The sequence below is a fragment of the Brevundimonas sp. genome (assembly GCF_035561115.1).
In the GTDB taxonomy this organism is placed as follows: domain Bacteria; phylum Pseudomonadota; class Alphaproteobacteria; order Caulobacterales; family Caulobacteraceae; genus Brevundimonas.
Map to the genome: position 1 here is coordinate 1 of NZ_DATMYH010000022.1, position 13,458 is coordinate 13,458.

The following is a 13,458-nucleotide window of genomic DNA, read 5'->3' on the forward strand; positions in this document are numbered from 1 at the left end:
CCCCTGACGTGCACGATCGCGTTGCCGAAGCGATCCGCGCGGCGGAAGCCCGCACCTCGGGCGAAATCTTCTGCGTCATGGCGCGACGCGTCTCTTCCTACCGCGACATCTCCTTGGGCTGGGCGGCGGCGGCGGCCCTGATCCTGCCGCTCGGCGTGATCCCGTTCGGCTTCGAGCCGGCCTGGGTGCCGGGCCTGGGCAGTGGCTGGGAGGCGGCGCACCTGGCCGCCAGCGACGTGATCGTGGGCCAGGCGCTGGGCGCCTACGCCCTCATCCAGGCCGTCGTCTTCCTTTTGGTCTTTCTGCTGACTTCCATTCCTGCGGTTTCACGGATCGTCACGCCGCGCAGCATCCGGCGGGCGCGCGTGCGCAAGGCGGCGCTGCAGCAGTTCCTCGCGCACGGCCTGCACGTCACCGAAGCCCGCACCGGCGTCCTGATCTTCGCCGCCCTCGGGGACCATCAGGTCGAGGTGGTCGCCGATGAGGCCATCCACAGCAAGGTCGACCAGACCGTCTGGGCGGACGCCGTCGAGGTTCTGGCCAGGGGCCTGCGACGCGGCGACCCCGCCGGAGGCTTCATCGACGCCATCGACCTGTGCGGCGCCGTGCTGGCCGAGCATTTCCCGCCCAGACCGCTCAATCCGAACGAGATCAAGGACAAGCTGGTTGTAATCTGACCTCGCTGCGCCGCCGCTATGGTGTCGCATTCCCCGTGGTATTGGCTGGCCCGCCATAGCCCCCGCTGGACCCGCTCCTGACCCCATGCCTCGCCTGCTGACCTACAATGTGCACCGTTGCGTCGGCGTTGACCGCAAGCTTGACGTGGGTCGGATCGCGGGCGTCATCGCCGAGCATGAGCCCGACATCGTCTGCCTGCAGGAACTGGATGTCGGTCGGAGGCGAACGGGTTTCGTCGATCAGGCCCAGTCCATCGCCGACCAGCTGGCCATGACCTTCCATTTTCACGCCGCCATGCGCGTCGAGGCCGAGCAGTACGGCGATGCAATCCTGACCGCGCGTCCCGAACGGCTGGTGAAGTCAGGTCCGCTGCCGACCATTCGCGGAGTGCCCGGCCTCGAGCCCCGCGGCGCGCTGTGGGCGGCGATCGATATCGACGGCGCGACCCTGAACGTCATCAACACCCATCTGGGGCTGGTCCCGCGCGAGCAAAGACTTCAGGCCGCCGCCCTGATCGGCGCAGACTGGCTGAGCCACCCGGACTGCACAGGCCCTACCCTCCTGACCGGTGATTTCAACGCCACCTCCGTCACCCGCCCCTATCAGGCGCTGGCCTCGAAACTTGCGGACTGCCAGCGCAGCCTGGGTCTGCGGCCCTCGGTCAAGACCTTTCCGTCCAGCTTTCCCGCCATCCGCATCGATCATTGCTTCACCAGTCCAGAGGTCGTGGTCACCGGCGTCAAGGCGCCGTTCTCGCCGCTGGCCCGGATGGCGTCCGACCACCTGCCGCTGATCATCGATTTTTCGATCAGGCCGGCCCCGGCGCCGGCAGGGTCCGGTGCGACCGGGTCCGGCGCTTCCACGGCCTGAAGGCGTCGCGGGTCGAGGTCGGATCGCCCAGCTGGAACTCGGCGATGATCCGTTCCGCGCGCGACGGGGGCTCGGCGCCCAGGGTATGCATTCGGCCAGTGTCGAACCGCTGGATGGCCTGGCCGACCGAGCCCACCGCCGCCTCCGCCGCCCCGAATTCCGGTCCCTGGATGCCGATCCAGTGCCCGATCGTCCGGTGACGAAAGGCGCGGATGGCGTCGCGCCCCGCCTGATCTCGGGGCTCAGCCACGACATCGCATTCCGTGTCGAAACCGAAGGAACGGTTGTTCAGATTGGTTGAGCCTACGCGCAGGACGGCGTCGTCATAGATCGACACCTTGGCGTGGACGATGATCCGCTCGCCTTCCGTGGTGTACGGTGTGAAGGCGAAGAAGCGGTTGTGGCGGTCCGCCTGCTCGAGTCGGAACAGGACTTCCGATCGGGCCGTATCCATGGTGATGCGATCGAACCAGCTGGGACTGCTGCCGGTCGAGACCAGGATGATCTCCGGGCCCTCTTCCTCCGCCAGCCGTTCGGCCAGCGCCTCCGCGATGACGGGCGAGGTGAAATACTGGTTCTCGAAATAGATCAGTTTCCTGGCGCTGCGGATCGCATCCAGGTGCAGCGCCTCGTTCTCGCGCACCTCGGCCCGTCCGCCCGTGGCCGGCTCGGTGCGCGCGATGGCCACCGGCACATCGCGCATGTCGGGCTCGACGCCGTCGGGCCAGGGGTCGCTGTCGACGTTGTCGGCCACCGTCCGCTCCCAGGTGGATCGGAACCAGCGCTCGCGCGCCAGATCCCCCAAGGCCCGTGCGGCGGCGCCGTCCATCACCGCCATGACCTCATGGCGCGGTGACGGGATTTCTCCCGACGGCTGGCAGCGTCGCGGGTCTCCGTCCAGATGCCCTTCCGAATCCCAGCGGTCGGTCGAGATGTCTCCGCCGCCGCAGAAGGCCACGGCGTCGTCGATGATGACCACCTTCTGGTGATGGCAGGCTCCGACAGGGCCCGGCTGGTCGAGCCGGAACTCGACCATCCGCTTGCGGAACCAAGCTTGCGCCCTGTGCGGATAAAAGCCCTGCGACGCGGCGATCAAGAGCGGCGACTTCCAGATCAGAAGCCGGACGTCCAGGTCGGGGTTGGACTTCACCAGCATGCGCAGCTGGTGCCCGATCTGGGCCTGGTGGTCGTTGTGGGCGCTCTCGGGATCCAGCCGGGTGCGCGGGTCGAATTGCCATCCAAGGATGACGATGGAGCGGCGAGCCTTGGCCACCGCCGAACGCAGGGCCTCGAAATAGGCCGCATTCTCCATCAGCACGGCGAAGCGGTCGGCCGTCTCCACCCGCCAGCAATTGCGGCCGGGGTTCAGCAGGCTCTGGCTGGGGTCGGCGCGAAAGTCGTTCATGGCGCAGGTATGGCCCATTTGCGTGGCGGGCGCCGGACGCCTCAAGCTTTACAGGACGCGCACCGACCCTTTCCGTTCCACGGGCGGGCGCCGGGGGTCAATGGTGACGCTTTGTTCATGTGGCCCGGATTGTCCGAACGCGGTTTTGGGCGCATAAGAAGATCGCAGTCGGGACAGGGAGATCGGCGATGCAGGCGCTGATCGAGTTTATCGCGGGGTTCGTCGCCCTTCTGGCCGCGGCGGCTCTTTCGCAGTTCGGTCTCGATCTCGACACGCCGCAAAAGCCCGAGCGTGAAATTCACCGGGTCCGCGACTGCGGCGGCGGAGCCCCGGCGGCGATCATCGCCGCCTCCTCCGAGCGCAAACAGGACTGCTGATCCGCGACGTGAACACTTGTCGCGGGATTCGTTTGCCGTCGCCTTTGCGCGCCGCGATTGACTCGTTAGGGTCGTAACGTCCTATCGCGCGTCGGTCGCCGACGCCGCTCCGTGACGAGATCGCCGCATCATGAAACCACCCCGTCAACGGCCCGCGCTGAACCTGACCGATCCGGAAACGGAGGCGGGCGTCGTGGACTCTTCGCCCGAAGCAGCCCCGCCGCTCGCCGAGCCGGCCGCTGACCGTCCGATGTCCGAGCGCCGCAGACGCCGGCTGGCCGAGGAACAGCGCCGCGCCGAGGAGCGCGCCGCCGCCGAGGCGGCCCGCACGGACCCCTGGCCCACAGAGGTGGGAGCTGAACTGGCCGTGTCCGCTGACGCGCCGCCGATCGCCTACGATCCTGCGCCCACGCCGGCGCCGGTTCGCCGTCGGGAGCCCGCCGCGCCGTCGGGCCGTCACGCCTATCTGGTCGCCGGTGTCGCCTCCGCCTTGTGGATCGGGGGCGTCGCGGCCTGGTTCATGTACGAATTCGGCTCAGGCGCGGTGGGGCTGGAGCCTTTGCGACTGGCGGTCTATGCGCTGATCGCCCTGGCCCCGGCCGGCATGGCGATCATGCTGGCCCACGCCGTCCGCCAGGGCGCCGGCCTGGCCGCCGAAACCCGCCGCGCCCGCGAACTGTCCGAGGCCCTGGTCGCGCCGACCGCGCTGGCGGCCCAGCAAACCGGCGAGGTCCTGCAGTCCCTGCGCAATGACATTGACCAGGCGTCCCTCGCCGCAGAGCGGGCCCGCAACGACATGGCCCTGCTGCGTGAGGCCCTGTCGCAGGAAACCACCCGCCTCAACGAGGCCGCCGAGGTCGCCGGCCGCACGGCGCGCCGGCTGGCCGAACAGTTGGGCGGCGAACGCACCCAGATGGCGGCGCTGGGGACTCAACTGGACGCCCAGGCCTCAAGCGTGATTGACGCCGTCGAACGTCAGTCGCGCATGGTGGTCGACGCTTCCGACCTGGCCCAGACCCAGCTGCGCGAAGCCGAGGCGGCGTTGGCCGCGCGCGCCGCTGATCTGGCCGCCGCCGCCGGGGAAGCGCAGGACGCGGCCCGCGTCGCCGCCGACGATCTGGCGCGTCAAACCCTCAGGCTCGAGAACGCCGGTTCCGGCGTCGCCGAACAGATCCAGTCGGTCGAGGAAGGCCTCGGCCAGCAGCGCGCAGCCCTGGTCACCGCGGCCTACGCCCTGCGGACGGACCAGGAAGACTTCTCCGCCCAGGTGGAAAGCCAGCGGGCCCAGCTGACGGAACAGCTGTCAGCCAGCCGCACGGCCGCGGGCGAGCTGGGCGAGACCTCGGCCCGCACGGCCGAAACCATCAAGGACCTGGTCGAGGCCGCGACCGATCAATTCCGCGCCCTGGTCGAAATGTCCCAGCGGGAGGCCGACGGGTTCGATGCGGCCACCAAACTGGCGCTGGACCGCTTCGAGGCCCTCGCCGCCGAAGCCCGCGACGCCCTGGTTGAGGAGACCCGGCTGGCCCTGTCGGCGCTACAGGCCACGGCGGAGGAATCCCGCGCCGCCGCCGCGGATGCGGCCGAACAGGCCAGAATGCGCGCGGATCGGCTGGGCGAGACCCTGTTCGAGGCAGCGCAGAAGGCCGATCAGGCCGCTGACGCCCGGGTGGACAGCGCGCGGAAGATCGTGGTGGAGACGGGCGGGCTGGTCGACGAAGCCGGCGAACGCGCGCTCGAACGGCTGGAATCCACCCTCGAGCGCATGAACGCCGCCCTCGTCCAGATCGACGAGACCATTGGCGATCTGGACGAGCGCGCCGCGCGCCTGCCGGAAGAGGCGCAGAAGCGGGTCGACGCGGTCCGGACATCGGTCGAGGAAGGCCTGACGGCCCTGTCCGCCGCCTCGCAGAAGGCCGCCGCCGACACCGAGGCGCTGGATTCCGGCTTCCAGGAGCGGGTGCGCCGCAACTACGACATGCTGACCGAGGCCGTCCGGCTCATGGGCGTCGTGTCGGGCGACACGCCGGCCATCCGCCGCCGCGAGCCCGCGCCGGTTTCGCCCCCCGCCGAGTCCGACACCGCCCGCGATCGTCCCGCCCGGACCGAGGAACCGCGCGGTTTCGGCCTGCGGGGACGGCTGAAGCTGGAGCCGATGCCGGGTTCGACGCCGCCGGCCACGGAGGACCGTCTGGGCTGGAGCGACCTGGTCGACGACGGCCCGGGCGAGGCGCCGCTGGATCTGGATACTCCCGTCATGCCGGTCGCCGACATCGCGGGGCTGGAAGAGCGCGTCACCGCCGCGATCCGGCGCATGGGCGTCGATCCCAACGCCCTTCTGCCCCGATCCCGGATCGAGGAAGCCGCCCAGGCCGTCGCCGAGCGCGACCCCGATCGGGCGCGCCAGATCGTCCGCCGCGTGGCCCCCGCCGCCGTGCGCAGCGTTTCACGCCGGGTTCTGACTGACCCGGACTTGCGGACGGACGCCGAAGCCTATGTCCGGGCCGTCGCGCGAGACCTGACGACGCGCGCCGGCGCAGGCGACGGGGCGGGCATTCAGGCGCGCCTGACCTCCGACGGCGGCCGGGCCTATATGCTGCTGGACGCAGCCATCGGCGATCTTGCCTGACGTTTAGACTGTTTCCGGCTTGACGGACGCCGTCAGAAGGCGACACCGTCACACATCTGTCACGCGTAAGCAGGCTCCATGCCCGACCTAGCCGAGACGCCGCCCGATCACCGACCCGCGATCGTGATCTGCGCCTGGGACGCCGACGAGACGGGCTGGGATCCGGTCGAGGATCTGTCCGGCCTGCCCTGGAGTCCCGCCGGCGCGCGCACGGTCGCCGTTCCGGGCGGCGAGCCCGACGCCCTGGCGGGGACACTGGCCGCCCATCTCGCAGATCAGCGCTGCCGGGCCCTGCTGCTGGTCGGCCGGACCCGCCGCAGCACCGCCTTCAGGCTGCAGATCCGGGCCGAGAACCGATCCCTGGACGGCGTGCGGCGGCTGACGAGCGTCGGTCCCGCCGTGGCGAGGGCCACAGCGCCGGCGGCGGACATCGTTCGCGCGCTGAACGAGGCGGGACTGCCGGTCGAGACCAGTTCCGAAGCCGAGGACGATGCCGGCAGCTACCTGCTGTACCGGGTGCTCTCGGGACTGCCCGAGGGACTGGACACGCCTGCCGTCGGTCTGTTGCGCGCGCCGGAGAACCAGCCCGACGCCGAGGTGCAGCGCGCGGTGAAGGCCGCGGCCGAGGCGATGGCGCGTCATCTGTCGCCGCTGCCCCGCTCACGGGCCAGCTGACGTCTGAGCGGCACGGCCGCCAGGAGGCCGGCGGCGGCCATCGCCGCCATCGCCCAGTAACCGCCGGCGCCGAACCGATCGTACAGGGCGCCTGACGCGGCCGTGGCCAGACCGATCAGAACGCCGGCCGACAGGACCGAGCTGAGCATCTGCCCCGCCGTCTGGCTGTCGCGCGGCGCCAGCCGTTCGACGATCTGAATCCCGGCCAGAAAGGTGGCGGCGAAGGTCAGGGCGTGCAGCGCCTGCAGCGGCCACAACATCCACAACGGAGGCGCAAAGGCCATGGCGCCCCAGCGCAGGACGGCTGCGGCCGCACCGGCCACCAGCATGCTCCAGGGGCCGATGCCCGCGCGGCGGCGCCAGGGTTCGAACAGCCACATCAGGGCGATCTCGGCCACGACGCCGAAGGCCCAGAGCTGGCCGGTGACCGCCTCGCTGATGCCCTCCGCCTTCCACAGGATGGCGGAGAAGCCGTACTGGTAGGCGTGGGCCGCCTGGACCGCGCCGATCGAAAAGATGGCGGTCACGAAGACCGGGTCCTTCACCAGCCGGCCCAGGCCGCGGAATCGTTCGCGGCCGCGCAGGGGCTCCCCGTCGGCGACGGGCTCGGCCGGAAGGGCCAGGACCGCGACCACGGCCAGACCCAGGGAAGCCGCCACGAGCCAGACGATGATCGCATCGGCGGATACGGTGAGCAGCAGGACGCCCATGATCATATTGGCGGCGACGAAAGCCGCGGAGCCGAAGGCGCGCGGCACGGCGAAGGTGAAGCCCAGCCGGGCGGCCATCCGCAGGTTCAGGACATCGGTGAGCGGAACCAGAACGCCCATGGCGGTGGCGCCGACGAACCAGCAGACCACCCAGGCGACATAGCCGTCCACCAGTCCGGCCGCGCCATAGCCGAGCGTCATGACCACGGCCAGCAGGGCGATGGGGGTGCGTCGCAATTTGAAGCCGTCGGCCCAGACCGCCAGGAGCGGGCCAGTGATGATTCGGGCCAGCATGGGGACCGCCAGCAGGGTTCCGATCTGCGCCCCGCTCAACCCCCGCGAGCTTAACCACAGTCCTGCAAACGGAAGGCTGACCCCGGTGGCGCCGAAGAGCAACACATACTGCAAAGCCAGGCGCCGGGCGGGGGTCATGGCGCGCGCAATAGCAGACTCGCGGGACTCTGTCGGCTAGCGTTCCGGTCATGAAAGTGACGCGTAGTCTGGCGGTCTTCGCCGCCCTGAACGGAGCGCTGGCCGTGGCCATCGGCGCGTTCGCCGCCCATGGGGCCGGGCCGCAGGTGAAGACGCTGCTGACGACGGGCGGTCACTATCAGATGGTTCATGCGGTGCTGGCCCTGGTCTGCGCCGTCTGGCCGGCCGCTCCGCGTCCCGTCGTCATCGCCGGCTGGCTGGCGGCGGCAGGCGGACTGGTCTTCTGCCTCGCCCTGTCCGCTGTCGCCCTTCTGAGCCTGTCCGTCATGGGAGCAGTCGCCCCGATCGGCGGGGTTCTGATGATCGCAGCTTGGCTTTTACTCGCCGTTACCGCATTGCGGTCACAAACCGTCACCGCCTGACCGGCGCGAACAGAGACCCGATTACCGTATGGCTTTCCCTGTGCCCGAAACGTCCCGCCGTGACCTGTTCCCCGAGATCGAGCCCTACGCCACCGGCTATATGCCGACCGGCGGGGTGCACGAGATCTATTATGAGGAATGCGGCAATCCCCAGGGCCTGCCGGTCGTCGTACTGCACGGCGGGCCCGGCGGCGCGGTCAATCCCGGGATGCGGCGCTATTTCGATCCGGCGAAATACCGGATCGTCCTGTTCGACCAGCGCGGCTGCGGCCGGAGCCGGCCCAATGCATCGCTGGAAGAGAACACGACCTGGACGCTGATCGACGACATCGAACGCCTGCGCGAGTTGCTGGGGATCGACAAATGGGTCGTGTTCGGCGGCAGCTGGGGTTCGACCCTGTCGATGGCCTACGCCATCACCCACCCCGAGCGGGCCGAGGCCCTGCTGCTGCGCGGCATCTTCCTGCTGACCAAGCCTGAACTGCACTGGTTCTATCAGGACGGGGCCTCCAACATCTTCCCCGACGCCTGGGAGCGGTTCACGGCTCCGATCCCCGAGGATGAGCGGCACGATCTGATGGGCGCCTATTACAAACGGCTGACCGGCGACGACAAGGCCGAGCGCGAGCGTTGCGCCATCGCCTGGTCCAGCTGGGAGGGCGAGACCGTCAGCGTCGAGGGTCCGGACGCGCGACCCGACAAGTTCGCCGAACCGGAGTTCGCCGTCGCCTTCGCGCGCATCGAATGCTGGTACTTCATGAACGGCGGTTTCTTCCCCGAGGAGGGCTGGCTGCTGGAGAACATCAGCCGGATCAGACACATCCCCTGCTGGATCGCCCAGGGCCGGTTCGATGTGGTGACGCCGATCGCCAGCGCCTGGGCCCTGCACCGGGCCTGGCCCGAGGCGAAGCTGGACATCGTCAAGGACGCCGGCCACGCCTCGACCGAGCCGGGCATCATCGACAGCTTGGTGCGGGCCACGGACTGGGCGGCGGGGCTGTAGTTTTCAAAGTATTCAAACCTCTCCCTGACGGGAGAGGAATGGCTCCCCTTCCCTATTTCGGGTTGGTCTTCTGCACCATTTCCGCCAGCTGGAAGCCGATCCGGCGGGCTTCACGCTCCTCGGGTCTGTTGCGGACGTCGAGCAGGACGTTGATCTGGCCGTAGTGCTGGATCAGGCGCACCGGCTTGCCGTCGGCGTTCTTGCCCAGGAACATGATGAAGTCGGGGCCCCAGAAGCCGACGTCCTCGATCGACATGGTGCCGTCGCCGGGCAGGCCGACGATGCGGGCGCCGACTTCCTCATCCTTGTCGAGGCCCTTCTCGAAATCCTCGATCAGTTTGGACAGACGCACGAAGGCCCATTCAGCCGGATTCTCGCGCATGCGAACGCCATCCATCAGGGCGGCGGTCCGCTCCGGCGAGGCGGCCGGAAGAACCGGTTCGGGGCAGGGTTTGTCGCCCCAGTCGGGCACGAAGACGGGTGGCGCGATCGCGGCGGCGGCTTTGGGCTTGGTCATCATCCGACCTTAACGCACGAGCGCCGGATCAGAACAGCCCGTGGCCCTTGGGCAGTTCGACGTAGCGGTGGACCCGGGTGGACAGAACCAGGCCGAAGCCGATCATCACCGTCATCATCGACGACCCCCCGTAGGACAGGAGCGGCATCGGCACGCCGACCACGGGAGCCATGCCCATGACCATGGCGCCGTTGATAAGGACGAACAGGGCGAAGAAGGCCGTCATTCCGGCGGCGGCGATGCGGCCGAAATGGCTGTGCGCCAGGGAGGCGATGCGCAGGGCGATCAGGATGATGGCGACATAGCAGGCCAGCACCGTGAAGGAACCGACGAAGCCGAATTCCTCAGCCACGGTGGAGAAGATGAAGTCCGTGTGCCGTTCGGGCAGGAACTCCAGCTGGCTCTGGCTGCCAAGGCCATAACCCTTGCCCAGCAACCCGCCCGATCCGAGCGCGATCTTGGACTGGATGATGTTGTAACCCGTCCCCGAAGGGTCGGATTCCGGGCTGAGGAAGGTCAGCACGCGATTACGCTGGTAGTCGTGCATGCCGAACATGACGAAGGGCGGAATGACCGCGACGGCCGCCGCCGCTCCGGCGGCGATGACGCGCCAGCTGAGGCCGGCCACGAACATGACCACGGCGCCCGTCAGGCCGATGACCATGGCGGACCCCAGGTCGGGCTGTTTGGCCACCAGCAGGAACGGGACGCCGATCATGCCGGCGGGGATCAGCAGCTTCCACGACCAGCGCGCCTCCTGGGCCGTATGGTTGTGGTACCAGCGGGCCAGCGCCAGGACGAGACCGATCTTGATGAACTCGGCCGGCTGGATGCGCATGAAGCCCAGGTTCAACCAGTTCTTCGCTCCGCCCGCCGTGTAGCCGAGCGGGGTGAATTCGATCATCAGGACGAGGACGAGCAGCACGCCGTACAGCGGATAGGCGGCGCGGAACCACCATTTGGGGTGCACCATCGCCAGACCCAGCATGACCGTCAGCAGCGCCGCGAACCGGATCACATGCTTGGCGGCCCAGGGCTGCCAATTTCCCCCCGCGATCGAATAGAGCATGGCGGCGCCGACCAGGGCGACCAGGCACAGCAGGCCGATCAGGCGCCAGTCCAGCTCGCTGATCTTGGTCGAGAGGCGATCGCGCTCACCGGGACGCGTCAGGGCGGAGGCGGTCATTGCGGGCCCTCGGGCAGATAGGGGCGCGGACCGGCGGTCGTGGCGGGAGCGGCGCGCGGCGCGGCGGGGGCCGCCGCGGGCGCGGCGACGTCCGGGTCCGGCGCCGCGCCGATGGCCCCTTCGTCGATCTGCGGGCCGGTCGGCTCGGGCGGCAAGGGCCGGGTGATCCGTTCGCGCATCTCGGGGTCTTTCAGCAGCACGGTGCGCATGACCTCGCGCGCGCGCGGCGCCCCCGCCGTGCCGCCGCCCCGGCCGCCATGTTCGATGATGACCGCCACGGCGTACCGGGGGGCGTCCAGCGGAGCGAAGGCGATGAACAGGTTATGGTCTTTCAGCGCCCAGACGTCGGACTTGCGCGACCCCGAGCCATAGTCGCGCGACTGGGCCGTACCCGTCTTGCCCGCCATCTGGATGTCGCCGAGGCCCAGCTGGCTCTGGCGATAGGCGGTGCCCGAGGTGTCGTTGGCCACCGCGATCATGCCCTGGCGGACGATCTCCAGATGTTCCGGCGGGAAATCCAGGTCCGGCACGGCCGCGCCGCTGGGCCGCTCCACGCCTCCGACCGACTTGATCAGGCGGGGCAGGATCGCCTTCTTTCCATTGGCGAGGCGTGAGGTGTAGACCGCCAGCTGAAGGGCGTTGACCGTCACCGCCCCCTGGCCGATCGCCACCGACGTCGTCTCGCCGGGGTGCCAGACCGGATCGTTCGGGAAGGTCCGCCGCTTCCATTCCCTGGACGGCAGCATCCCCTTGCGCTGGTTCTGGACGCCGATGTCGAACGAGGTTTCGAAGCCCAGCTTCAGCGCCGCTTCGCGGATGCCGTCGACCCCCGCACGGTTGCACATGGCGTAGAAATAGACGTCGCAGGAGTTCTTGATCGCATTGTGCATGTCCTGGGAGCCATGCACCCCCCAGCACCGCTGGGTGCGGTTGCCGGTCCGCCACGAACCGCCGCAGGTGATCCGCTGGTTCGGATCGACCCCCGCCGCCAGCAGCGCCAGCGCCGTCGCCGGCTTGAACGTCGACCCGGGCGGGAAGGTGCCGTTGATCGACTTGTCGAGGAGCGGCTTGCGTTCGTAGTCGGCGAGGGCGCGATAGATGCGGGTCGGCACGCCGCCGACGAACAGGTTGGGATCGAACGAGGGCGCCGAGGTCATGCACAGGATGTCGCCGTTGCGCACGTCCATCACGACGCAGGCACCGCTCTCGTCGCCGAAGACCTCCAGCGCCCGGTTCTGCACGTCGGCGTCGAGGGTCAGGACCACGTCCTTGCCCGGCACGGGCGGACGTGAGCCGCCGATGTCCTCGGCTACCACCCTGCCCCGCGCGTCGACCTCGACCCGGTTGCCGCCGGCCTCGCCGCGCAGATCGGAGTCGAACGACTTTTCGACGCCCTGGCGGCCGATGCGGAAGCCGGGGTTGTAGAGGATCTCGGGGACCTTCTCGCCCTTGTCCTCGATCGCCTTGATGTCGCGGTCGTTGGGCTTGGCGACATAGCCGATGACGTGGGCGAAGGCGCCGCCGAACGGATAGTAGCGGGCCTCGTTCATGTCGGCCATGACGCCCGGCAGCTCGTTGGCGTAAAGGTTGACCTTGGCGAACTCCTCCCAGGACAGGTCGCTCTTGACCGGGACCGGCGAGAAGCGGGGCGCGGCGTTGACGTCGCGAATGATCGACCGGCGCCGATCCATCGTGTCGGGCAGGAGGCGGCCCAGCAGATCGAGCGTCTGGTCCAGATCCTTGGTCTCGTCGCGCACGACCAGCACGCGGAAGCTGGGGCGGTTGCCGGCGATGACGACCCCGTTCCGGTCCAGGATGCGGCCGCGCGGCGGCGGCACGAGGCGGAAGTTGAACTGGTTGTTGGCCGCCTGGGTGGCGTATTCGCCCGCCTGCACCACCTGCAGCTGGGCGAGACGGCCGGTCAGGGCCAGGCCCGCGATCGTCGTCAGCCCGCCGAAGACGAAGGTGCGCCGCAGGAAGGAGCCCTGCCGCTCATTGACGTCGGAGAAGAAGATGGAGGGTTCCGAACTCATCGGAACCTCACGTCGCCGTCTTCGAACCGCTCGATCATCTGGTTGGCGAAGGGGAACAGCAGCAGGGTCGGGACCACTTGGCCGATCAGGGCCAGCAGGCTGGCGGCGTTGTGGTCGATGATCATCCGGACCAGATAGACGAGCAGGAAGGCCAGGCCGCAGCAGGCGGCGTACCAGACGAACAGCACGGCGGTGTCCTGACCGATCAGGAAGCTGCGCGAAGCCAGCACCACCGCATAGATGGCCAGCAGCGACAGGGCCCACAGGCCAAGCGGGCCATAGGTGAAGATGTCGAGCCCCAGGCCGAGGCCCGTCAGGACCAGCGGCGCCACCACCGAGGGGCGGATCAGCGGCCAGGCGAAGGCCAGCACCATGGGAATGACCGGCTCCGGCAGGTTGAGGCCGAAGACCTCGACCGGCGTGCCCAGAATGATGGTGACCGCGACCGTGATCAGGGCCGGATAGACGATCCACTGCATCGGCCCGACGACGCGGACCGCGACGGGGCGTCTCATTCGGTC

At 69.0% G+C, this 13,458-nt stretch carries 13 protein-coding genes; 7 read left to right on the forward strand and 6 right to left on the reverse strand.

Features of this window, described 5'->3' with window-relative positions:
* Both VN378_RS03060 and VN378_RS03065 read left to right on the forward strand, forming a co-directional pair.
* Positions 1-677, forward strand: a 677-nt coding sequence (locus VN378_RS03060; RefSeq protein WP_325740836.1) for a TPM domain-containing protein, incomplete at its 5' end; no start/stop codon positions are given.
* Positions 678-762: 85 nt separating this feature from the next.
* The gene (locus VN378_RS03065; RefSeq protein ID WP_325740839.1) at positions 763-1,548 is read left to right on the forward strand and encodes an endonuclease/exonuclease/phosphatase family protein; all 786 of its coding nucleotides are present in this window, start codon (positions 763-765) and stop codon (positions 1,546-1,548) included.
* Here the strand turns inward: VN378_RS03065 and VN378_RS03070 are convergent.
* Positions 1,487-2,953 carry a phospholipase D-like domain-containing protein gene (locus tag VN378_RS03070; RefSeq protein WP_325740841.1) on the reverse strand — a complete coding sequence of 489 codons (1,467 nt, stop codon included), beginning with the start codon at positions 2,951-2,953 and terminating at the stop codon, positions 1,487-1,489. The genes VN378_RS03065 and VN378_RS03070 overlap by 62 nt on opposite strands.
* 188 nt (positions 2,954-3,141) lie before the next feature.
* Here VN378_RS03070 and VN378_RS03075 point away from each other — a divergent pair, with 188 nt between their 5' ends.
* The 3 genes from VN378_RS03075 (at position 3,142) to VN378_RS03085 (ending at position 6,634) form a co-directional block, all read left to right on the forward strand.
* Entirely contained in the window at positions 3,142-3,330 is a 189-nt protein-coding gene (locus VN378_RS03075; RefSeq protein ID WP_325740843.1) for a hypothetical protein, read from the forward strand.
* A 130-nt stretch (positions 3,331-3,460) separates the two neighbouring features.
* A complete protein-coding gene (locus tag VN378_RS03080) occupies positions 3,461-5,959 on the forward strand; it encodes a tipN (protein ID WP_325740845.1) in 2,499 nt (832 codons plus the stop codon).
* Between the two features lie 78 nt (positions 5,960-6,037).
* Positions 6,038-6,634, forward strand: coding sequence for a hypothetical protein (locus tag VN378_RS03085; protein ID WP_325740846.1), 597 nt, complete (start codon positions 6,038-6,040; stop codon positions 6,632-6,634).
* On the opposite strand, the gene VN378_RS03090 is transcribed toward VN378_RS03085, so the two are convergent.
* On the reverse strand, positions 6,598-7,776 hold the full coding sequence (locus VN378_RS03090; protein ID WP_325740847.1) for an MFS transporter: 1,179 nt from the start codon (positions 7,774-7,776) through the stop codon (positions 6,598-6,600). The genes VN378_RS03085 and VN378_RS03090 overlap by 37 nt on opposite strands.
* 50 nt (positions 7,777-7,826) lie before the next feature.
* Here VN378_RS03090 and VN378_RS03095 point away from each other — a divergent pair, with 50 nt between their 5' ends.
* Both VN378_RS03095 and pip read left to right on the forward strand, forming a co-directional pair.
* A complete protein-coding gene (locus VN378_RS03095) occupies positions 7,827-8,198 on the forward strand; it encodes a DUF423 domain-containing protein (protein WP_325740849.1) in 372 nt (123 codons plus the stop codon).
* Between the two features lie 28 nt (positions 8,199-8,226).
* A complete protein-coding gene (pip, locus tag VN378_RS03100; protein ID WP_325740851.1) occupies positions 8,227-9,201 on the forward strand; it encodes a prolyl aminopeptidase in 975 nt (324 codons plus the stop codon).
* A 52-nt stretch (positions 9,202-9,253) separates the two neighbouring features.
* Here the strand turns inward: pip and VN378_RS03105 are convergent, their stop codons facing one another.
* Genes VN378_RS03105 through VN378_RS03120 form a run of 4 tightly spaced genes read right to left on the reverse strand, consistent with a single transcriptional unit; the run spans position 9,254 to position 13,452 of the window.
* Positions 9,254-9,718: a DUF6173 family protein gene (locus VN378_RS03105; RefSeq protein WP_325740853.1), complete on the reverse strand. Its 465-nt coding sequence runs from the start codon at positions 9,716-9,718 to the stop codon at positions 9,254-9,256.
* A 28-nt stretch (positions 9,719-9,746) separates the two neighbouring features.
* On the reverse strand, positions 9,747-10,904 hold the full coding sequence (rodA, locus tag VN378_RS03110) for a rod shape-determining protein RodA (RefSeq protein ID WP_325740855.1): 1,158 nt from the start codon (positions 10,902-10,904) through the stop codon (positions 9,747-9,749).
* Complete coding sequence (gene mrdA, locus VN378_RS03115; protein WP_325740857.1) at positions 10,901-12,937, reverse strand: penicillin-binding protein 2; 2,037 nt, start codon at positions 12,935-12,937, stop codon at positions 10,901-10,903. Before mrdA ends, rodA begins: the two co-directional genes overlap by 4 nt.
* Positions 12,934-13,452, reverse strand: a complete 519-nt coding sequence (locus tag VN378_RS03120; RefSeq protein ID WP_414642208.1) for a hypothetical protein — start codon at positions 13,450-13,452, stop codon at positions 12,934-12,936. Before VN378_RS03120 ends, mrdA begins: the two co-directional genes overlap by 4 nt.
* Positions 13,453-13,458 lie beyond the last annotated feature (6 nt).